Below are 22,026 nucleotides of genomic sequence, written 5' to 3' on the forward strand. Positions count from 1 at the left end.
GTGATGAAATGCGACCCCAACCAATTTCGCGCCGCACCGCCATCACTTGCCGTGAAACCTCGCCTGATTCGCCAACTGTTCCTGCCGCCGTTGATCATCGCCCTGATGATCGGCCTGGGTTATATCGGCTTCTGGGTCAGTGAGTACTATGGCATCCGTACCCTCAGCGACAACGGCGAACGCCAGCTGGAGCTGCATGCCCGCACCGTCGAAAGCGAGCTGAGCAAATACACCTACCTGCCCAGCCTGCTGGAGCTGGAATCCAGCGTCTCCAGGCTGCTGGCCGACCCGAGCCAGGAAACCCGGCAAACGGTCAACGATTACCTCGAAGGCCTGAACCGACGCAGTCGCAGTCGGGCCATCTACGTGATGGACACCACCGGCCGCGTGCTGGCCACCAGTAACTGGCGCGATGCCGACAGTTACCAGGGTGAAGACCTGTCCTTCCGTGCCTATTTCCAAAATGCCGTACGCGGCCAGCCCGGCCGTTTCTATGGCATTGGCAGCACCAACGGCGAACCCGGTTACTACCTGGCCCACGGCCTGGAAGAACACGGCAAGATCATCGGCGTGGCCGTGGTCAAAGTGCGCCTTGAAGCCCTCGAAGAACGCTGGCAGCGCGCGCGTCTCGAAGCCTTTGTGAGCGACGAGAACGGCATCATCATTCTCTCCAGTGACCCGGCCCGGCGCCTCAAGGCCGTGCGCCCGCTGAGCGATGACACCAAGGAACGCCTGGCCCACAGCCTGCAATATTACTGGGCGACATTGAACGAGTTGGAGCCACTGGCCCGCGAGCGTCTCAACGAAGGCACCGAGAAGCTCACCTTCCCGGCCAACAGCGAAGTAATCAACGACGAGCGCGAAGTCAGCTACCTGGCCCAGACCCGCCCGCTCAGCGACACGCCGTGGAACTTCACCCTGCTGACCCCACTTAACGACCTGCGCCGCGCCGCGATCAATCAGGGCATTCTGGTGGCGGTCGCGTTTGGCCTGGTCGCGTTCTTGCTGATCGCCTGGAACGAGCGGCGCAAAGTCATCGCCACCCGCCTCGCCGCGCGCGAAGCCTTGCAGGAAGCCAACAGCCAGCTGGAACGCCGGATTGCCGAACGCACCGCCGACCTGCGCGCCAGTAACGAACGGCTCAAGGGCCAGATCCGCGAACGCCGCCAGGCCGAAGAAACCCTGCGCCGCGCCCAGGATGAACTGGTGCAGGCCGGCAAACTGGCGGCCATCGGCCAAATGTCGACCAGCATTGCCCATGAACTCAACCAACCGCTGGCGGCATTGCGCACGCTGTCGGGTAACACCGTGCGCTTCCTCGAACGTGGCGCCCTCGACACCGCCAGCGCCAACCTCAAGACCATCAACGAGCTGATCGACCGCATGGGCCGCATCACCGCCAGCCTGCGCTCGTTTGCCCGGCGCGGTGACGACCAGGGCGAAGCCAACCTGGGCAAAGCCGTGGACGCCGCTTTCCAGGTGCTGGGCGCGCGCCTGGACGGCCTGCCGTTGACCGTGCACCGTGACTTCGCCCCCGCGCAGCTGCAGATCGACCAGACCCGCCTGGAGCAGATCCTGGTCAACCTGATCGGCAACGCGCTCGATGCGATGCAAGCCCAACCAGCGCCCGAGCTCTGGTTGGACGGCCAGAGCGCCGACGGTAGATACCGTCTGCACGTGCGCGACAATGGCCACGGCATCGACCCCGAAGCGCGCAAACATTTATTCGAACCGTTCTTCACCACCAAACCCGGCGAACAAGGCCTGGGCCTGGGCCTGACCCTTTCCGCCAGCCTGGCGGCGGCCACCGGCGGCAACCTCGCCGTGGAACACCCGGCCAGTGGTGGTACTGCCTTTGTCTTGTGCCTGCCGTTGGTGGGCACCCAAAAAAAAGCTGAGTCGACATGATGAGTACCGATCCTAAAGACCTCACCGTTCTGATCGTCGAAGACGACCCCCATGTGCTGCTTGGCTGCCAGCAAGCGCTGGCGCTGGAAGACATTCACAGCGTGGGCGTGGGCAGTGCCGAAGAAGCCCTCAAGCGCATCGGCGAGAACTTTGCCGGCATCGTCATCAGCGATATCCGCCTGCCAGGCATCGACGGCCTGGAGCTGCTGACCCGCCTCAAGGCCCTGGATAAAAGCCTGCCGGTGGTGCTGATTACCGGCCATGGTGATATCTCGATGGCAGTGGGCGCCATGCGCAATGGCGCCTACGACTTCATGGAAAAACCCTTCTCTCCCGAACGCCTGGTCGATGTGGCGCGCCGCGCTCTTGAGCAACGCGGGCTGGCGCGGGAAGTCTGGTCGCTGCGCCGCCAATTGGCCGAGCGCGACTCGCTGGAAGGCCGCATCATCGGCCGCTCGCCCGCCATGCAAAACCTGCGCGAACTGATCGCCAACGTGGCCGACACCTCGGCCAACGTGCTGATCGAAGGCGAAACCGGTACCGGCAAGGAACTGGTCGCGCGTTGCCTGCACGATTTCAGCCGACGCCACGACCATCAGTTCGTTGCCCTGAACTGCGGCGGCCTGCCGGAGAACCTGTTCGAAAGCGAAATATTCGGCCACGAAGCCAATGCGTTTACCGGCGCGGGCAAGCGGCGTATCGGCAAGATCGAACACGCCCATGAGGGCACGCTGTTCCTCGATGAAGTGGAAAGCATGCCGATCAACCTGCAGATCAAACTGCTGCGTGTGTTGCAGGAACGCACCTTGGAACGCCTGGGCTCGAACCAGAGTGTGTCGGTGGATTGCCGGGTGATTGCCGCGACCAAATCCGACCTCGACGAACTGAGCCGCGCCAGCCAATTCCGCAGCGACCTTTACTACCGCCTCAACGTCGTGACTCTGGAGTTGCCACCGCTGCGCGAGCGCCGTGAAGACATCCTGCAATTGTTCGAACACTTCCTGCAGCAGTCGTCACTGCGTTTTGACCGCAGCGTACCGGAGCTGGACAACCAGACCGTCTCGACCCTGATGAGCCACGACTGGCCAGGCAACGTGCGTGAACTGCGCAACGTTGCCGAGCGTTTTGCCCTGGGCTTGCCGGCCTTCAAGAAAAGCGGCGCCGGCACCAGCAATCACGGCCTGGCCTTTACCGAAGCGGTGGAAGCCTTCGAGCGCAACCTGCTCAACGACGCCCTGCAACGCAGCGGCGGCAACCTCACCCAGGCCAGCCTGGAACTGGGAATGGCCAAGACCACGCTGTTCGACAAGGTCAAGAAATACGGGTTGAGCCACTGATGGACTTATTCTTGAAAGCCGCCTTGGGCGCGGCGGTGGTGTTGATCCTGGCGGCGCTGGCCAAGACCAAAAACTACTACATCGCAGGGCTGGTGCCGCTGTTCCCGACCTTCGCGCTGATCGCGCATTACATCGTCGGCAAGGGCCGTTCGCTGGACGACTTGAAGACCACGATCCTATTTGGGATGTGGTCGATCATTCCGTATTTTGTGTATCTGGCGACGCTGTATGTGATGGTCGACCGCATGCGCCTTGAAGCGTCACTCGCCGTGGCGGCGGTGGCATGGCTGATGGCGGCGACGGTGTTGGTGAGCGTGTGGGTGCGCGTCCACGCCTGACACACCTCGGTTAAACCTGTGGGAGCTGGCTTGCCTGCGATGGCGGTGTATCAGCCAACTTATCTGGCACAGACATACCGCTATCGCAGGCAAGCCAGCTCCCACAGAAAAGCAGCTCTTCAGTGACTGATCGTTCCCACGCAGAGCGCGGGAACGATCGGCATCAAACACTTTCAGCGGATGATCTTCTCGACCTGAATCCCCAGCTTCTTCAGCCGATACCAGAAACTTCTCTCGGAAATCCCGATCTTCGCCGCCGCCGCAGCCTGTACGCCGTTGCTCTCGTTCAACGCCGCCAGAATGTAGGTTTTCTCGACCTCAGCCAGCGCCGCATCCAGGTCCGCAGGCACGCCGGGTGTGTCACCGAGCAGCGCCGTAACGCCGTCCTCGGCAGGTTTGGACGCAAACAGGTAAGCCGGCAGGTCAATGTCTTCGATCACCGGTGAAGCTGCCACGATGGTCGCCCGCTCCACGCAGTTTTGCAGCTCACGGATATTACCCGGCCAGTGGTAGGCCGCCATCGCCTGCAATGCCTCGGGGCTGAAGCCGGTGATGCGTTTGCCGGCGGTGGCGCTCAGGGTCTGGGCGAAGTGCCGGGCAAGGGGCACGATGTCTTCGGCGCGCTCGCGCAGGGCCGGCAGCGGGATCGGGAATACATTGAGGCGGTAATACAGGTCTTCGCGAAACTCTTTATTGGCCACCGCATCCAGCAGGTTCTTGTTGGTGGCGGCGATCACGCGCACGTCCACCTTGCGCTCGCGGGGGTCGCCCACCGGCTCGATCACGCGCTCCTGCAGGGCCCGCAATATCTTGGCCTGCAATGCCAACGGCATATCGCCCACCTCATCCAGAAACAAAGTGCCCTGGTCGGCCTGCATAAAGCGCCCGACCCGGTCGGCCACGGCGCCGGTAAACGCGCCTTTGCGATGGCCGAACATCTCGCTTTCCAGCAAGCCTTCGGGGATGGCCGCGCAGTTGACCGCCACAAACGGCTTGTCGGCGCGGCTGCCATGTTTGTGAATCGCTCGCGCGACCATTTCCTTGCCGGTGCCACTTTCGCCGGTCAGCAGGATAGTGGCGTTGCTGTCGCGTACCGAATCAACCGCGTGCAGCACCTGGCGAAACGCCGGGCTGTCGCCCACCAGGCTGTCGAACTGCGCATGGTGATCCAGCTCGGCGCGCAGGCGTGCGTTGTCGCGCATGATGTCGCGAAACTGCAGGGCCTTGGCCACAGTGATGTCCAGCTCGTCGATATCGAACGGCTTGGCAATATAGTCATAGGCGCCATTGCGCATCGACTGCACGGCGTTTTTTACCGTGCTGTAGGCGGTCATCACGATCACCGGCAACTCGGGGAAGCGCACTTTTATCTCGGCCAGCAGCGCCGGCCCGTCCATGCCCGGCATGCGCCAGTCGCTGATCACCAGGTCGATGTCTTCCTGCTCCAGCACCTTGAGCGCGTGCAGGCCATTGCCGGCGGTAAACACCTGAATGCCGTTCTGGCTCAAGGCCGATGACAGCAAGTCGCAGAGCTTGGGCTCGTCGTCGACTACCAATACGTTATGCGTCATGAACTTCCTCATCGTCGCCGTCGTCTTCGCCATGGGCCGGAATGTACAGGCTGAAGGTGGCGCCGGCATCTTTCTCACTGGCGCATTCAATGCTGCCGTCGTGACTTTCCATGATCGAATAGACTTTAGCCAGCCCCAAGCCCGTGCCGGAGGCCTTGGTGGTGACGAATGGTGTGAAGATGCGCTCGATCATATCGGCCGGAATGCCTTGGCCGGTGTCGGCGATGCTGATCACCGTGTTGCCGTCCACGCTGCGAATGCCCAAGGTCAGGCGCCCGCCTTCGGGCATCGCGTCGATGGCGTTGAGGATCAGGTTCAGGCACGCCTGCTTGAGTTGCTTGGCATCGGCATAGATTGTCGCTCCCGGCGCCTGGTCATCGATGTGCGCATCGATGTTATGGGTGGCCAGCTCCGGGCTGCAAAAGCCGAGGATTTCTTCCACCACCGGGCGCGCCGCCTGCGACACACGCAGCGGCGGGTTGGGCTTGGCGAAATCCAGAAACTCGGTGATCAGGTCGTTGATGCGGCTGACTTCGCTGATCACGTATTCGAGGTGGCGCTTGTCGGTGTCCGGCAGGTCGACACGGCGGTGCAGCAATTGGGTGGCGGTCTTGATGATGCCCAACGGGTTGCGAATCTCATGCGCCAGGCCCATGGCGACTTCGCCCAAAGCATGCAGCCGGTCGCGGCGGCGCAGTTGCGCTTCAAGGTGATGCAACTCGCCCAGGCGCTCGGTCATGTGGTTGAAGGTGCTGCTCAGTTGCGCCAGCTCATCACCGCCGGTGACCAATACACGGTGCTCGTAACTGCCTGAGATCACTGCATCCACGCCTTGGGACAAGTCCCGCAGCGGTTTGGTCAGGCGGCGTGACACCAGCACACCGGCGCCCAGGGACAACGCTGAACTCAGCAGGAATATCAGCACGAACAGATTGCTCTGATTCACCAGCCCCACCAGGCTGGTATGGCGCAACAGGCCGCTGAAGATCACGCCTTGCAGTTCGCCGGCGTCATTGAAGATCGGCCAGTACAACCCGCTGTAGTTATTGGTGAACTGCTCGCTCGGTTGCTTGGTGGCGCGCATGGCTGTTTCGACATTCTTCGGAATGCGCGAAGGGTGGTTTTCAAAACGCTGGGTCGAGAAAATCTCGGAAAAACCTTGAGGGTTGGCCAGGTACAGGCGCAGGTCGAGGGAATGCACATCGGCCACGCTGGTGAGGAAGCTGCTGTCCAGGTAGGTGGCCACCAACAGCAGGTAATCGACGCCCTCCTGGGTGGTTTCAAAGGTCGAGACCACCATGCCCGTGGTCACGCCGGCCACTTCCACGGTCTGCAACACGGCGTTGCTGGTCAGGTTGATCTGCTTGACCACATCGTCGGCTGCGGTGCTGAACACCACTTTGTGGTCACTCACGCGGATCAGCGCCACCACATCGATATCGGTGGCGTCGGCGATGTCGGCGGTCAGGCGGTCATGCTTGGCCGCTTGCTTGCTCGACGGCGGCGCGGTGTAGCGCAGGAACAGTTTGGCCATGCGCGCGTTGTCATGCAGGATGTCGCCGATTTCGTCCTTGACGATCTTGGTCGACTCCTGCAGCCAGATGCGCACGTTGCTGTCGAAAATCTGCGACAAGGTGGTCGCCGCCAGTTCGGCCGCGATCATGGTCGGGATTACGCTGACCAGCCAAAACGCCAGCACCAGCTTGCGCTGGACGCTCCAACGCGAAATGGCAAAGGGGCGGGCTTTTTGGCGGGTCTTGGTGATCATCAGGTTTCGCTTATCGCAGCAGCCATGGCAGGGTCGGAACGGTCCGGTCTTATGTACATTTTCACGAGTTTGAGCAGGCCGTTGAGCAGCCAGTTACGGTGACGGAAAAACATGCTGTTGCCCTCGAACTCGCACCCCAGGCGCAGCTTACTGGCATAGCCCTCCTGACCGCACTCATATACCGGGATCTTGTGTGCAATACAGTAGTCGACATTGGTCAGCCAGTAGCGAAAGTACAAACTGTACTCACGGCTGAACTCACGGTCATGCCCGAAAAACTTGTCGACCAGCCGGTGCTGGTCCAACAGCACCAGGTTGAACGCCACCAGGCGCTCATCCACCCAGTAAAGAGCACAGACCGCACGCCCTTGCAGCTGTTCAAGTATGCCGGTGAAATAACGCGCCGGCAGGCGTTCGAACTGCAAATCGGCGCGGCTGAGCGTGTCTTCGTACAGGCGCATCACCTCGGGCAACACGTCATCAATGGTGTGCCGCCACTCAACCCGTGGGCCTGGCGCGCGCAACTTGCGGCGCAAGTCTTTGCGGGTCGCCTTGCACAGCGAGCCCAAGTAGGCGTCCACCGAGCCGTAAGGCACCGTCAGCCAGCCGCTGGGTAAGCTTGGCATGCTCTGAAAGCCTGCCTGGCGGCAATTGTCTGCCCAGTCCAGGTCATTGGTCGGCACATCTTTGACTGCTACCAGGCCAATCCCGAAGGTATTGGCATCCTCGCGTGCCGCCTCGAGCAAATGCCTGATCAACAGTGGGCGCTGCCCTTGGGGCACGTGGCTGGCGAAACCCGCGTCGCAACGCTCGGCCACCGGCGAGCCGATGGCATACAACTGCAAGCGCAAAACACCCGGCCACAGTCGCTCCAGGCGCTCGGTAAAGCGCTTGCCGGCGCCCGACACCGTGGTGTCGAGGCGATAATAAGTGATGAACGCGGCGGCAACAGCCACCAGCGTTTCATCGTCGTAGACGGCCAGGTAACGCCACTTGAAATCATCGATCGCGGCGTTTTCCACGGCAACGTAAAAATCCCAATCCTCCAGGGCTGCGGGAAAGCAGTCATTCCAGGCGCAACGCGGGATGGCCCGGATAGTCGAGAAGGCTTGGGCGGTAATCACGTCTAGTCCTTAGGCTGATGCCCGCTGTCGATAATCCACGGGCGCCTGCACAGCCGGAGCGGCGTGTTGCTCGACAAACTCTGCGCTCAACTCGATCACCCGGCGGTATTGCAGGTCGACGGTGATCATGTGGTAGCAGTTATCCAGCAGAATCTTGGTCACCGGGCCGCCCAAGTGACGCTCGACGTAATCGGCGTTCCAGCGGCTGGTGATGTCGTCTTCGATGGAGTGCAACACCAGCGCCGGCACCTTGACCTCGGGCATGCGCTTTTTGACCACGGCGTTCATACGGTGCAATTCGCGCACCGTGATGCCTTCCATGGTCAGCAAACCGGCCTCGCTGCTTTCGCCTTCTTTCATCTGACGCTCGACGATGGCCCGCAGGCGCTCGTTCTTGATGCCGTAAGGCGGCTTCTCTTCGAAGCGGCAGATGTGCACGCCGAACGGGATCTTCATCAGCAACGGCGTCAAAAACGCCAGCTTGTGAATGCTCCAGCCGTCGTACTTCAAGGTGGTCGAATACATCAACAGCCCGGCCACTTGCCCTGGGTGCTCGGCGGCCACGTACATCGACATCACCGCGCCCATGGACAAGCCACCGACAAACACTTGCGCGTGGCGCTGCTTGATCTGCGCAAACGTCTTGCGCACGCCTTCGTACCAGTCCAGCCAGCCGGTGGCTTGCAGGTCGCTGTTATCGCCGCAGTGCCCCGCCAGCGTGGGCACGTACACCGTGCAGTTACCGGCTTTGGCCAGGCCCTTGGCGACCTGGCGCAATTCCGTCGGGGTGCCGGTCAGGCCGTGGATCAACAGGATCCCGACCGGACCTTCACCGAGAACGAAGCCGGCATCACCTTCACCGAGGTCGATCCCGATGGCGTTCACCGCTTGGTCGCTCGCACCAGCAACTGCTCGAGGAGTTTCAGGCCCAGGTCGATTTCCGGGTAGCTGATTTCCAGAGACGGTGCCAGGGTGATCACGTTTTTGTAGTAGCCGCCCACGTCGAGGATCAGGCCGAGTTTCTGGCCATCCACGATCATGTCGCCCTTCATGCCTTCTTCGACCATGTAGTCCAGGGTCGCCTTATCCGGCGTGAAGCCATCCGGGCCGCAGATCTCGCAGCGCAGGGCCAGGCCCAGGCCGTCGACGTCGCCGATGATCGGGAAACGTTTCTGCAGGTCTTGCAGGCCTTCCAGGAAGTATTTGCCTTTGGCCATGACCATCGCGCCGTAGTCGACTTCGCTGGTCATCTTGAACATTTCCAGGCCTACCGCCGTACCCAGTGGGTTGGAGGCGAAGGTGGAGTGGGTCGAACCTGGCGGGAAGATCTTCGGGTTGATCAGCTCTTCACGGGCCCAGATGCCGCCCAGCGGGTTGAGGCCGTTGGTCAGCGCCTTACCGAAGACGATCACGTCCGGCTGCACGTCGAAGTGTTCGATCGACCACAGTTTGCCGGTACGGTAGAAGCCCATCTGGATTTCGTCGGACACCATCAGGATGCCGTGCTGATCCAGCACTTGCTTCAATTCGCGGTAGAAGTTCATCGGCGGGATCACGTAGCCGCCGGTGCCCTGGATCGGCTCGACGTAGAACGCTGCGTATTCGCACTGGTTGGTTTTCGGGTCCCAGACGCCGTTGTATTCGGTCTCGAACAGACGCGCGAATTGCTGCACGCACTGGCTGCCGTACTCTTCTTTGGTCATGCCTTTAGGGCCGCGGAAGTGGTACGGGAACGGGATGAAGTTGGCGCGTTCGCCAAAGTGGCCGTAGCGGCGACGGTAGCGGAAGCTCGAAGTGATCGACGAAGCACCGAGGGTACGGCCGTGGTAGCCGCCTTCGAAGGCGAACATCAGGCTCTTGCCGTTGGAGGCGTTACGCACCACTTTCAGCGAGTCCTCGATCGACTGCGAACCGCCAACGTTGAAGTGCACACGGCCGTCGAGGCCGAACTTCTTCTTGGCGTCGACCGCGATCATTTCCGACAGCTCGATCTTGCCTTTGTGCAAGTACTGACTGGCGATTTGCGGCAGGGTGTCGATCTGCTGTTTCAGCGCGTTGTTCAGGCGCGGGTTGGCGTAGCCAAAGTTAACGGCCGAGTACCACATTTGCAGGTCGAGGTAGGCCTGGTCTTCGGTGTCCCACACGTAGGAGCCTTCGCAACGGCTGAAAATACGCGGCGGCTCGATGTAGTGGACGGTGTCGCCGTAAGAGCAGTATTTGGCTTCTTTATCCAGAAGAATCTGGTCTTCGGCGGTAGCAATACGAATATCAGACATGGTGGAAGAGTTCCTGATTTTCAACAGAGAGGTCGGCGGTAAAGGCGCCGGAGTTAGCGGCGATGCCTTGTGGCAACGCGGCAAGCAATGCGGGCAATTCGGCAAAGGTGTCGAAGCGCGCATGGGCAATGTTGTTGGCTTCGCAGTACTTGGCGAGGCTGCCTTTGGCGAAGACGAAGTCGGCGGTGGAAGCCACGCACATATCGGACTTGCCGTCGCCGATCACCAGCACGCGCTTGTTGCGCGGCGTGGATTTGCACTTGCAGTTGCCGGAGGCGGCGCGACAGGCGTCGCTGGAATAGGGGAAGTCGATGCGCCAGCTGTTCTGGTCGACCTGGCGCAAGCGGTTGGCGAGGATCGGTAGCAAGGTCACGTAGTTACGCGACAAAATGCGCGCGATGCCTTGCTCGATGCCGTCGCTCACCACTTCAATGGTCGCGCCCAGGCCCATGACGTGATCGACGAAGTCCGGAAAGTCCGGGTCGATTTCAACGCTGTCGAAGTACGCCAGCAGTTCAGCCGGGGTGGCCTTGATCAGCGCCAGTTGACGGCTCAGGCATTCGCGGGAACCGATATGACCATCCAGCCATTCCTGTTCGATGGTTTCCCACTCAGGGCCGGCGAAGCGCTGGAGGACGTTGTCGATGACGTCGGTGGGGGTGATGGTCCCGTCGAAGTCGCACACGATATGCCACTGGATCATTGCGTTTACCTTGAGGAGCAGCGCTCTGTGCGCTTGTGCCAAGGGGTATTGCAGAGACTGTGCCAACTGGACAAAGCCCAGCGGGGCTGGGGTTTTGGTCGATATGCAGGGGGATTTGTGTCGCAGGAGCTACAATTTTTGTAGCTTGCTACAAACAAGATGAGTGCTTGCGTCAGGGAGGCTCTTCGCGCGTGAATGCGCGCAAGTTCAGATAAGGAAACGCTCCATGTTCAAGGTTACTTCTGCTGTATTCGCCGGCTTGCTGGGGCTGTGGAGCTTTTCCAGCACGGTATGGGCCGAAGGCATTAGCGGCGAAGTTGGCGCTGGCGTCAGCTACCAGCCCCACGACCCGACAGGCAGCCGCTACGAAACCCGGCCGATTCCCTACTTCGATCTGGACTGGGGCAATGTGAGCCTGGGCACCGACGATGGCCTGACCTGGAGCGCACTCAATACCCACGGTTTCACCGCCGGCCCGTATATCAATTACCTGCCGGGGCGCACGGCCGATCGCTCGCTGCGTGGCTTGCGTGATGTGCCGGACATGGCCGAAGTCGGGGGTTTCATCCAGTACGCACCGGCCGAGTTCTGGCGCGTGTACGCCCAGGTCGGCCAGGCCGTCGGCGGTCCGCGTGATCAGAGTGGTGTGTTGGGCAAGGTCGGTGGCGAGCTGGGCTACCCGCTGGGCGGCGGCATTATCGGCAGCACCGGCCTGATGGCGCATTTTGCCGATGCGCGCCAGACCCAGGCGTTTTTTGGCGTTGACGATAAAGAGTCAGCGGCGTCCGGCATCCGCGCTTATAACGCCAGCGCGGGCTTTCAGAACCTGACGCTGACCCAGAGTTTCGAGTTCCCGCTGGCGAGCCATTGGTCACTGTTGACCAGCGCCAGTTGGACACACCTGGTGGGCTCGGCGGCCAACAGCACCATCGTCAAGGAAACCGGCAACGTGAACCAGGGCCAGGTACAGACGGCGATCAGCTACAAGTTTGACTGACGCATAGATCGTTCCCACGCTCTGCGTGGGAACGCATCCTGTGACGCTCTGCGTCACCACTTCAAGGGCAGGACGCGGAGCGTCCGGGGCGGCATTCCCACGCAGAGCGTGGGAACGATCATCAGGCCTTGGCTTCCTGGATGATCTGGCGAATCGCCCCCACAAAGGCATCCGCCGGTTGCCCGCCGCTGACCGCGTACTGTTGATCGTTCCCACGCTCTGCGTGGGAACGCATCCTGTGACGCTCTGCGTCACCACTTCAAGGGCAGGACGCGGAGCGTCCGGGGCGGCATTCCCACGCAGAGCGTGGGAACGATCATCAGGCTTTGGCTTCCTGGATGATCTGGCGAATCGCGCCCACAAAGGCATCCGCCGGCTGCCCACCGCTGACCGCGTACTGGTCGTTGAACACGATGGTGGGTACTGACGTCACACCGCGTGTAATCCACAACTCTTCCTGCTCGCGGACTTCAGCAGCGTATTCGTCAGACGCCAGAATTTCAGCCGCACGCTGGATATCCAGCCCGACACTCTCGGCGATGATCGCCAATGTCGCGTGGTCGGACGGGTCTTTCCCATCACTGAAATACGCCTTGAACAGCGCTTCCTTGAGGTTGTACTGCAACCCTTCAAGCCCCGCCCAATGCAGCAGCCGGTGTGCATCAAAAGTGTTGTAGATGCGGCTCTGCCCGTCCGTGCGAAAAGCAAAGCCCAGCGCCGCGCCCATGTCGCGGATACGCTCGCGGTTGGCCTGGGATTGCTCGGCGGTGGAGCCGTATTTCTCGGTGATGTGCTCTACGATGTTCTGCCCTTCGGCCGGCATCTTCGGGTTCAGCTCAAACGGCTGGAAATGAATCTCGGCCTGCACCTCGCTGCCCAGTTGGTCGAGGGCTTCGGTCAGGCCGCGCAGGCCGATGATGCACCAGGGGCAAGACACGTCGCTGACGAAATCGATTTTCAGGGGAGTACTCATGGCAGGCAACCTCGCTGGCAGTTATGTGCGCCGTAAAGGTTGCACCATACACCAACTTCACAGCAGCTTCGAAGGCTCGCCCAGGTCAATCTGCGCCCAATGCGCGGCATCTTCGCGATGGGCTTTGAGATACGGCAACACCGCCGTCAACAGCGGCGCCTTGAAGGCTTCCTGGAAACGGTGGGCCATGCCCGGTATGAGCTTCAGCTGGCTGCCCTGGATATGCGCGGCCAGGTGTACGCCGTGCATCACCGGCAACAGCGGGTCGGCAGTGCCGTGTACCACCAGGGCTGGCACGCGCAATTGGTTAAGCAAGGGCACGCGGCTCGGCTCGGCCAGAATCGCCATGATCTGGCGCTTCACGCCGTCCGGGTTGAAGGCACGGTCGTAGGACAGCGCCGCCTGGTGCAGCAGCGCCTGGCGATCATCTTTCACGCTGGGGCTGCCCAGGGCTGCGAGCAAATCGGCTTGTTGCTCCAGCGCCACTTCACGGTTCGGTGCGCTGCGCCGCGACAGCAACTGCACCAACGCCGCGTTGGGCGCCGGCAGGCCTTCGGCGCCGGAGCTGGTCATTACCAGCGTCAGGCTCTCGACCCGCTGCGGCGCCATGGCCGCCAGGTGCTGGGCGATCATGCCGCCCATGCTTGCGCCCAGCACGTGGAATTGCTGGACCTGCAGCGCGTCCATCAAGCCCAGTGCATCGTCGGCCATGTCGGTCAGCGTGTATGGCGCCGCCACCGGCAAGCCAAGCTTGTAGCGCAGCACTTCGAACGTCAGGTTGGCGCTGGCCGGCGCCTGGCGCCACGTCGACAAGCCAACGTCACGGTTGTCGTAGCGGATCACCCGAAAACCCTGTTCGCACAAGGCCACCACCACTTCATCCGGCCAGTGGATCAACTGCCCGCCCAGGCCCATGACCAGCAGCAACGCAGGGTCCGACGCACGGCCGATGCTCTGGTAGGCGATGCTGACTTTTTCCAGGTCGACCGTTTGGGTCGGGACATTGACATCACATCGAGAAGCCGCAAAGGACGGCAGGCCGAACAATAGAGCGGCCAGTAAAAACAACACGCGCATGAAAAACACCGAAACGCAGAACCCCAGTAGAGCGCGAGTCTGATGAAGTTTGTTCAAGCGCGCTGCCACAGTTGCGTGACAGTTTGATGAATGCCGCTCAATGGTCATCCGATATCTATATCTCGCCATGGGTCATGGCGATCGCTCTCTAATCATTTTTTAATGCAAGAGTCACGACCATGACCGACACCCCTGGCCTCAACTTGTACGATTTCGGGTTAGCACAGCTTTACCCGCAAACGTTGATGAAAACTTGCTGCTGGACGCCACACAGTGCTGGCGAGACTGCTGCAATGGCATGCGCGAGCTGATGGCTGGCACGCCAACAGTGCGCACCGTGGTCAACCAGATGCTCCAGGAACACCTGCAACTGGACGGCGAGCACGCCGGACTGAGATTCCCCGCCACTCAAACACGCGGATCCAGCATCCTATCCATAAACGAAGCTTGCATTTACATGCAGCAACACCCCGCCCTGGATACGACACAAGTGCCCCAAGGCGAACTCATCTATTTGCCAAACAACCACCGGCTTGCAGGGTATACGGTGCCGATGCTGCTGGATGAACTCAAAGGGCTGGATCTGGAACAGGCCATCAAGGACGCCTGGCACCGGCATTTTTTGAACACTCGGGCGCCCAACCAACCCGTGTCGTGTCGTACAAGGGCCGCCGAGTTTTACAAGATCCACTTCGAGGCCTCGGGCCAGGCAATGCTGAGCCAGGGTTCGATAAACGCTACGGCGCTCAACCCGATGTTTGCCATTATCGATCCGCTCCTGGCAGAGCCAGGGACCAAAAATATCTGCACCGAACAAATCGTGCTCAAGCGTACCGCTGGCGAGGCACTCGTCCTGCCTGGATCATGGGTGCTGACCCTCGATACCGATCAGCCGGTCAGCCAATTGGTGTACTTGCCCACTCATCAACCGGCGTGGCACACATTCGCAAAACGTACCGACATGGAACGCTGGGTGATCGATCAGCAACAGGTCTTGTTTTCGACCTCAGACTCCGACCCCCTGGCCACCGTTGACTACCGTCTCAAGACCCGCCTCCTGGAAACCGGTATCGGCGACTGGCTTACTCTATTAGCCGACGCCCAATACCGCGAGGCAATCAAGCCCGTCCCGGGTATCGAAATCGAAAATGCCCACCTGGCGCGACACCCCATCGAAGCGTTTGACAAACAGCGTCAGAGCCAATCGCTGTTTGCCCAAGCGCCTGAACCGCCGACGCCCCGCCCTCTTGAGGACGATACGCTCACGCAGTTCGGCCTGCTCTACTCCAGCCTTCCATTGAGCCAACGCCAGGCCCGGGTGCTGCAACAACGCACGGCTCTGGACGCCCTGCCATGTGAAGGTGCTCCAACTGCCAACCGGAACACGCACCTGTTGCAACTCAAGCAGAAACTCGATGATCTGCGGGTACAGCAGCAAGCTGCAGCTGTTGCGGCACGTCTTATGCTGGAAAGACGCACCGCCGACGTCGCGACACTCAATGCCCAATTTACCGCTCTTTACAATGCGCGCGTGGCGGGGCTAAGAATCGAAGCGCAGATTCAACAGGCGCTGAACCAGATCAGCGCCGATGAGCTGAAACTGCTGGAGGTCGTCCTTGATTCGCCCGGGGTCGAAGATCGCCTTGTTGAAGTGGCAGCTTATTCGATGAGTCTCTCGGTCACCGAAAAGACAAATTCCACTATAAAAATCACTGAGAGCGAGCTCAAAGGGCCGCTGGTGTTCACTGCCGCAGCAGCCTCGGAATCGCAGCCGCCATCCGCCGCCAGTTACCTGGTTTACTGGCCGGGCACCGGCGGAGCTTTGCAACGCTTTGCCTCCCGACAGGCCTTGCAAGAGGCCCTGTTTAACATTGCGCCGCAGGACGACCGGCTTGCCTTGGTGCTCAAGGAGCTGACCGGCAACCCCTTTGAGTACAGCCTCAGGCTTCAGCAGGCCGATTTCGAAGAACACGCGGCGCAATTGCGCTCAACCTACTCCACCCCGGAAGAAGCCGACACACTGGCCAAAAGCCTGAAAAAGCTACGCGAAGCGACCCTCGAAAAACTTCTGGTACCCGAACACAGCGCCCGCGAAGCGGCCTTTTTGGAGATCGTCGAACAGAACAACAGCAGCCACCTGGCGGAAAAACTGCCGACCTGGCTGGTCACGCAAACAGAGGAACACCGGGAGAGACTCAACGCTCGTCTCAAAGCTTATATTCCCGCGCTTGAGCGTGCCAACGCGCTGATCGCTCAATCCCTACCCTCACGTAATGAGTTCGTCAGGCTTAAAATAGATGCACGCTTGCGCAAAGACTTCTCCATCACCAAGGGTTATACCGTAAAACTGGATCTGCCTGATTCGACCAGATATGTCCAAGATCCCGTGCCCGGCGGCAGCGGAGTGGGCGGCACCCCAGTCAAGATAACCACCGTACCCAGCCTCAGACGCGGCAAGATGTCTCTTGAAGAGCTGGCATTGAAGAACATCGACAGCATCATAGGCAGTCGGCTGTACTACATGACCCTGGACGTGACGGCTGACGACAATGCTGAGCTCGACAGGCTCAAGGCAGGCATCAACGCTAAATACCTGGCCAAGATGGTCCACGACCTCAACGTAGCCAAAGATTATGAAACGCGCATATACCAAACATTCAGAGGCTCCTCCCAGGAGTCGGCGTTCCAACTGGACTACCGCCGCGAATGCCTGACCGAACCGCTGCGCTTGATGCTCCAGATTCAGGGCCAGTTGGCGTTCATGCAAAACCATATCAACGCCGACGAGCTGCAAGTGTGGGATACCGCGATCAACGCCGATACTCGTGAAGCGTGGGAAGTCGGCACCAAGCGTATTGCCCTGCTGCCAGCAACATTGGTCGACAACAGCCGCAAGAATCGCTACGACACGGTCACTCTCTCAGGCATCAACTTCATTCAGGAAAAAAACTCCGGGATGACGTTACTTTATCTGCCCGATGCGCCGGACGAACGATGCTTGCGGCGCTTCGACAGCCTGGAACTGGCACGCAAAAAACTGTTTGACCTATGCCAGACCGACCCCATGGTCAAGTACGTGGCAGGCCGTGCGTTGACAGGAGAGGTCCAGTCTCACATCAACCGCATCGACACGGCCACGAGCGAATACGATAACGCAATCATCGGTGTCGGCTTCCCCTGGCCGGTCACCACCTCACTGTCGGCCCATCAGTTGGATACCTGCATGGGCCGCCTGATTGAGAGCAACCGAAATGACGCCCGTTCCAACGAAGACTTGGCGGATGAAAAATACGCGCTCCAAACGACCATGTTGCTCAACGGCATCAAAATCGCGCTGGGTTTTATTCCTCTGATCGGCACCGCAGTCTCTCTGGTCGATGCCGTGACCAGTTTGTATGGGGCCGTGGATGCTTTCAGAAAAGGCGACGTGCACCACGGTATTGAGCAACTGGCCTCAGTGTTCGACAGCCTGGTGTATGCAGGCATGGATGCCGCGACATTTGCCGCGCTGCCAGCAGCGCGCCCCGCCACCGCAAGCGCACTCACCCGAAAGCACCAACTCAAGCACACGTGGCGCCCCGCCTTCTGGCGCAACCTGAAGCCACAGCGTGCGACAACCACAGAACACCGTTTCGCCGGCTACGAATTTGATCAACCCCTCGAGAACGGCAGCCTCCAACCGGTGTACACCGGTCCTTATCGCCACACGCTAAAGCATACTTCCGGCGAGCATTTCATCGCAGATGGCGGACATTACTTCAAGGTGAAGTTTGAACCGACGGCCCATGAAATGCGTCTGGTCGCCAAGGCAAAACTCTACTCGCCGGTCATTGCTTTTGACGAAACGCAGCAGTGGAACACTTACTCGGCGCTGCATGGCGGCCACCTTACCGCTTATGGCGGCGGCAGCGGGCGAGGCCGAGGGCAGGGAACATCGCGTGCGGGTACGAGCAGACCAGCCGCCGTGGAGCAGCAGACACCGCCACTGGTAGCCGGCGCCCTGACGGAACGCCAGACAATCATCTACAACATTGGTCAGCGCGCCAAAAAACTCTCCGAACAAGCACAAGCGAACAACCTGAAAGCACAGGAGCTGGACGTTCAATTTAAGAACTCCACCACAACAGGCACAACGTCGAAGCACCGAGCGACCAAGAACCTGGATAGCCTCCTGATCAACGACGTCGAAAGCGGCAAGCAGCTATACACGTTATATGACACAGCCGCTGGTCTCCAGGGCGGTACCTTGAACCAAATGCTCGCCAAAACCAAGGACTGGACCGCCCTGGTAGTGGGTACTCGTTACGCGCAGTTGGGCGTGAATATTCAGCGAAGGTTGATTGGCTTGCGGGATGACTTTACTGCGCTGATCGACCTCATGAACGCAAAGCGGCCTCTCGATGCTGAATACCTGAACGCTGAGAAAGCGCTCAGAGAGTGTCAAATCAACATGCACAATGAGTTGAAACAGATGGAAATCGCGCTTACCAGCATGGAAACCTGGCGCAAACGCATAACCTTTTCAGACCATAAGTCGGTCTATAACGAGACTGCATCGTCGTTACAAGAAACCTTCACCCTGCACCGCGTGCAGGCAACCCAGGCCGAATTGTTGTTGACACTGCTGCACGGTGAGCCCGACCCCTTGAACATTAGCTGGATCTATCAAGAAAGGTTGCTGAAACCGGCACTTAGCAAGCTGCATCGCGCCATCACCGCCCACCGGGACCTTCCCGAGGCCAACATCAGCAGGGCCCAGCGCAACCAAGTGCTAAGCAATACCCTGGAGGTCTATAAGCAGCTTCACCTCGACCTGACATCCTGGAACGCCGTTTCCCCGAGCCACTTTGACGCAAGCTATGTGTCACAACTACTGGACACCTTGACCCAATTGATGGAGCGAGCCCGCAAAGGTATAAAAGGGGCGCACACAAAGGGCCAGCCACAGCACACCAAAACCCTCTTTGAAACCGAGGACGGGCAGATTCTGGTTGGCACTGAAAAACCAGCGCAACAGCAATCACCGAGGCGCTACATCGTTAATGACAGCGAGGGCAAACCTGTCGAGGTGTGGGATCAAATCTCCGATAGCTCGAAATACCGCTTGAATACCGAACTGAGCCAACCCAAGGCTCCGCCCCCGGCGCTGCCGAGTGACCTTCCCAGCATACTGATCGAAGCCAAATCCCGCTTAGCCGCAGTGAATGCCTTCGAAAAAACAGTCCGCTCTTACAAAAAAATGGAGCCGGTCAACCTTGAGCACATGCTGGTCAGTGAAGCCAAAGCACTGGAGTTTCGAGCCAACCAGATCCAGGACCTGTCCCCCAATAACCCGCTGATTGAACAACTACGCACCCGGGCAACGCCCCTCAGACCCGCCGGACAAGCCCTGCGTATCGAGCGCACACTGGCCAGCAAGGCACCGACTGAAGGCTATCTGGACTACCTGAAGGAAATGAAACGCGTGGAGATCCGCAAAGTTGGCATCCGCCGCAAGCTGAAACAAAAACGCCCCGACGGAGAAACCGACTACTTGCAGGAATATGCCATTCACGACACAACCAAGCCGAAAGACAAACCCATCTGGTTCGCCCACTTTCACTATGTGAAGGCCGACTCGGCGTTCGACACCTTTGCCAAGGCGCATCTGAAAATCCCTGAGCAGCAGTATCAAGGCCTGCACTGGCAAATGAAGATGGATGGGCGAGGTTTAAAATTCGCTGACTTGAAAATCTGGCGCGGCAATATCGATAAACTCCTTGCAAAGAAACATTTCGAGACCCTGAACTGACTTAAATGACGCAACGGCCAACATGAATGGTTTTCAATGTCTTATCATTAAGCACAAAATTCATTCATGGAGGCCTCCGTGCTGGAAATCCGCCACCTCAAGACCCTGCACGCCCTGCGCGAAGCCGACAGCCTGGTCGAAGCCGCCGAGCGCCTGCACCTGACGCAATCGGCGCTGTCCCACCAGTTCAAGGAACTGGAAGAACGCCTGGGCATGCCGCTGTTTGTGCGCAAGACCAAGCCGCTGCGCTTCACCAGCGCCGGCTTGCGCCTGTTGCAACTGGCCGATGCCACCCTGCCCTTGCTGCGCGGCGCCGAGCGCGACATCGCGCGGCTGGCCGGTGGCACCGCCGGGCGTTTGCACATGGCTATCGAGTGCCACAGTTGCTTCCAGTGGCTGATGCCGACCATCGACCAGTTCCGCGACGCCTGGCCGGAAGTCGAGCTGGACCTGGCCTCAGGCTTTGCTTTCGCGCCGCTGCCGGCCCTGGCACGTGGCGACCTGGACCTGGTGGTGACCTCCGACCCGTTGGAACTGCCGGGCATCACTTATGTGCCGCTGTTTACCTACGAAGCCATGCTGGCCGTGGCCAACCAGCATGCGTTGGCGAACAAGTCGTACATCGTGCCGCAGGACTTGCTCAGCGAAACCCTGATCACCTATCCGGTGGAGCGCGACCGCCTGGACATCTTCACGCGGTTCCTGGAGCCCGCCGACGTGGAACCTGCCCAGGTGCGCACCTCGGAGCTGACAGTGATGATGATGCAACTGGTTGCCAGCGGCCGCGGCGTGTGCGGCATGCCGCATTGGGCGCTGCATGAATACAGCTCGCGCGGTTATGTGAAAGCCAAGCGTTTGGGCGAGAAGGGTTTGTTTGCGACGTTGTATGCGGGGATCCGTGCGGACATGCTCGATGCGCCATACATGCGCGACTTCTTGCTGACGGCCAAAGACACGTCGTTTTCGACCCTGGATGGCGTCAGCGCCGTGCGTTAATTGTGGGAGCTGGCTTGCCTGCGATGCAGACACCTGGGTGTGTCAGGTACACAGAGTTGATGCCATCGCAGCGGTGCGACGATTCGACAAGCCAGCTCCCACACAGAACTGTGGTTCCCCTATGGAATTTCAGTCGGCTCTGAGTTCACGCCACAGGTGGATCTTGTCGAAATACTCGATCCCCACCCGCACCGCCAACGGCTCCAGGCCGTACTGAATAAAACCGCAGCGCTGGTACAACGCAAAGGCTGCGGCGTTGCCGGCGGTGACAGTCAGTTGGATCACTTTGGCCCCCGGCTGGCGTCGCGCGGCATCGAGCGCTGCCTCCACCAACTGATGGCCCAGGCCGTTGCGCTGATAAGCCTCGGTCACGTACATGCCGAACAGCGTCACTTTGTGCCGGGCCTTTTCCCGAGGTTCAAAGGCCAGGCCGACAATGCCGGCCAAGACGCCCCCTTCAAAGGCGCCAACCACATGATCCAGCGGGCTCTCAATGCGCTTTTCCCACCAGCTCAACGGCATTCGCGCGCGCTCCGCCACGCTGGAGGTAAACGCCTGGGGATAAGTGCCGTAAGCCTCCAGCATCACCGCCCGATAAGCCTCGGCGTCATTCGCCTCCAGCCTGCGAATCAGCATGCGGTGAGCGACTTTCGATAAAACGGCAGGATCAAATCGCGGGTCAACGGCGCCAGGTGCAAACCACCCTCACCGGCCGGGTCGATCCAGCGCACTTCTTCAATCTCGGCCGCAGGCGTCACCGGCACGTCGATGTGTACTCGGAACAGCTCGGCTTGCACGGTAAAACCCGGCTCGTTGGCGGCAGGCGCCGAGAAGTTGCCCAAGTACACGGCGTCACTCGGGGCGATACGCAGGTTCAGTTCCTCGTACAGCTCACGGGCCAGCGCCTCGACAGGTTGCTCACCGGCATCGATCTTGCCGCCGGGCTGCATGAACGCCTGGGTGCCACGTTTGCGTACCAGCAGGGTTTGGCCGTCGCTGCCGATCAAGAGGGCGGCGGCGATGCGGATGGTGGAGGTCATGCAAAAGTCTTCCTTGAAGGTAAAGACGCAAGGATCACACGGTCACAAGCACGCCGCAATCCACTGTGGGAGCGGGCTTGCTCGCGAAAGCGGTGTGTCAGTTACAGATGTAATGACTGACACACCG

The 22,026-nt window shown here is 60.1% G+C and carries 16 protein-coding genes and 1 pseudogene; 6 read left to right on the forward strand and 11 right to left on the reverse strand.

From position 1 onward, the window contains the following. The first annotated feature begins 3 nt into the window (after positions 1-3). Genes K0H48_RS30200 through K0H48_RS30210 form a run of 3 tightly spaced genes read left to right on the forward strand, consistent with a single transcriptional unit; the run spans position 4 to position 3,583 of the window. The gene (locus tag K0H48_RS30200; protein WP_219337869.1) at positions 4-1,908 is read left to right on the forward strand and encodes a sensor histidine kinase; all 1,905 of its coding nucleotides are present in this window, start codon (positions 4-6) and stop codon (positions 1,906-1,908) included. After that, positions 1,908-3,245 carry a sigma-54 dependent transcriptional regulator gene (locus K0H48_RS30205; protein WP_219337818.1) on the forward strand — a complete coding sequence of 446 codons (1,338 nt, stop codon included), beginning with the start codon at positions 1,908-1,910 and terminating at the stop codon, positions 3,243-3,245. The genes K0H48_RS30200 and K0H48_RS30205 overlap by 1 nt, the downstream gene beginning before the upstream one ends. Then, positions 3,245-3,583, forward strand: coding sequence for a GlpM family protein (locus tag K0H48_RS30210; RefSeq protein WP_219337819.1), 339 nt, complete (start codon positions 3,245-3,247; stop codon positions 3,581-3,583). The genes K0H48_RS30205 and K0H48_RS30210 overlap by 1 nt, the downstream gene beginning before the upstream one ends. Positions 3,584-3,756: 173 nt before the next feature. On the opposite strand, the gene K0H48_RS30215 is transcribed toward K0H48_RS30210, so the two are convergent. From K0H48_RS30215 to K0H48_RS30240, 6 genes are read right to left on the reverse strand one after another with little or no spacing between them, the layout of a single operon-like run. Next, the gene (locus K0H48_RS30215) at positions 3,757-5,154 is read right to left on the reverse strand and encodes a sigma-54 dependent transcriptional regulator (protein ID WP_219337820.1); all 1,398 of its coding nucleotides are present in this window, start codon (positions 5,152-5,154) and stop codon (positions 3,757-3,759) included. Then, complete coding sequence (locus K0H48_RS30220; RefSeq protein WP_219337821.1) at positions 5,144-6,922, reverse strand: HAMP domain-containing sensor histidine kinase; 1,779 nt, start codon at positions 6,920-6,922, stop codon at positions 5,144-5,146. The genes K0H48_RS30215 and K0H48_RS30220 overlap by 11 nt, the downstream gene beginning before the upstream one ends. After that, entirely contained in the window at positions 6,922-8,046 is a 1,125-nt protein-coding gene (locus tag K0H48_RS30225) for a GNAT family N-acetyltransferase (RefSeq protein ID WP_219337822.1), read from the reverse strand. The genes K0H48_RS30220 and K0H48_RS30225 overlap by 1 nt, the downstream gene beginning before the upstream one ends. A gap of 9 nt (positions 8,047-8,055) precedes the next feature. Further along, on the reverse strand, positions 8,056-8,931 hold the full coding sequence (locus K0H48_RS30230) for an alpha/beta fold hydrolase (protein WP_219337823.1): 876 nt from the start codon (positions 8,929-8,931) through the stop codon (positions 8,056-8,058). Then, positions 8,928-10,322 (reverse strand): aspartate aminotransferase family protein, encoded by a 1,395-nt coding sequence (locus tag K0H48_RS30235; RefSeq protein ID WP_219337824.1) that lies wholly within the window; start codon positions 10,320-10,322, stop codon positions 8,928-8,930. The genes K0H48_RS30230 and K0H48_RS30235 overlap by 4 nt, the downstream gene beginning before the upstream one ends. Beyond that, positions 10,315-11,025, reverse strand: a complete 711-nt coding sequence (locus K0H48_RS30240) for an MtnX-like HAD-IB family phosphatase (protein WP_138816626.1) — start codon at positions 11,023-11,025, stop codon at positions 10,315-10,317. The genes K0H48_RS30235 and K0H48_RS30240 overlap by 8 nt, the downstream gene beginning before the upstream one ends. A gap of 226 nt (positions 11,026-11,251) precedes the next feature. Here K0H48_RS30240 and K0H48_RS30245 point away from each other — a divergent pair, with 226 nt between their 5' ends. Next, a complete protein-coding gene (locus K0H48_RS30245; RefSeq protein WP_219337825.1) occupies positions 11,252-12,022 on the forward strand; it encodes a MipA/OmpV family protein in 771 nt (256 codons plus the stop codon). A 121-nt stretch (positions 12,023-12,143) separates the two neighbouring features. On the opposite strand, the pseudogene K0H48_RS30250 reads toward K0H48_RS30245, so the two are convergent. The 3 genes and pseudogenes from K0H48_RS30250 to K0H48_RS30260 form a co-directional block, all read right to left on the reverse strand. After that, a pseudogene (locus K0H48_RS30250) lies at positions 12,144-12,233 on the reverse strand (disulfide bond formation protein DsbA); the annotation flags it as partial. A 108-nt stretch (positions 12,234-12,341) separates the two neighbouring features. Further along, positions 12,342-12,995, reverse strand: coding sequence for a DsbA family oxidoreductase (locus K0H48_RS30255; protein WP_219337826.1), 654 nt, complete (start codon positions 12,993-12,995; stop codon positions 12,342-12,344). A 57-nt stretch (positions 12,996-13,052) separates the two neighbouring features. Further along, positions 13,053-14,072, reverse strand: coding sequence for an alpha/beta fold hydrolase (locus K0H48_RS30260; protein WP_219337827.1), 1,020 nt, complete (start codon positions 14,070-14,072; stop codon positions 13,053-13,055). A gap of 298 nt (positions 14,073-14,370) precedes the next feature. On the opposite strand from K0H48_RS30260, the gene K0H48_RS30265 reads away from it, so the two are divergent. Both K0H48_RS30265 and metR read left to right on the forward strand, forming a co-directional pair. After that, on the forward strand, positions 14,371-19,863 hold the full coding sequence (locus tag K0H48_RS30265) for a DUF6543 domain-containing protein (protein WP_219337828.1): 5,493 nt from the start codon (positions 14,371-14,373) through the stop codon (positions 19,861-19,863). A 78-nt stretch (positions 19,864-19,941) separates the two neighbouring features. Next, positions 19,942-20,859: a transcriptional regulator MetR gene (gene metR / locus K0H48_RS30270; RefSeq protein ID WP_056858838.1), complete on the forward strand. Its 918-nt coding sequence runs from the start codon at positions 19,942-19,944 to the stop codon at positions 20,857-20,859. A 129-nt stretch (positions 20,860-20,988) separates the two neighbouring features. Here metR and K0H48_RS30275 read toward each other — a convergent pair whose 3' ends face one another. After that, entirely contained in the window at positions 20,989-21,495 is a 507-nt protein-coding gene (locus K0H48_RS30275) for a GNAT family N-acetyltransferase (RefSeq protein ID WP_219337829.1), read from the reverse strand. Beyond that, complete coding sequence (locus K0H48_RS30280; RefSeq protein WP_219337830.1) at positions 21,489-21,899, reverse strand: NUDIX domain-containing protein; 411 nt, start codon at positions 21,897-21,899, stop codon at positions 21,489-21,491. The genes K0H48_RS30275 and K0H48_RS30280 overlap by 7 nt, the downstream gene beginning before the upstream one ends. Between the last annotated feature and the right edge of the window lie 127 nt (positions 21,900-22,026).

This window comes from Pseudomonas sp. Xaverov 259, from assembly GCF_019352915.1.
Taxonomy (GTDB): Bacteria; Pseudomonadota; Gammaproteobacteria; order Pseudomonadales; family Pseudomonadaceae; genus Aquipseudomonas.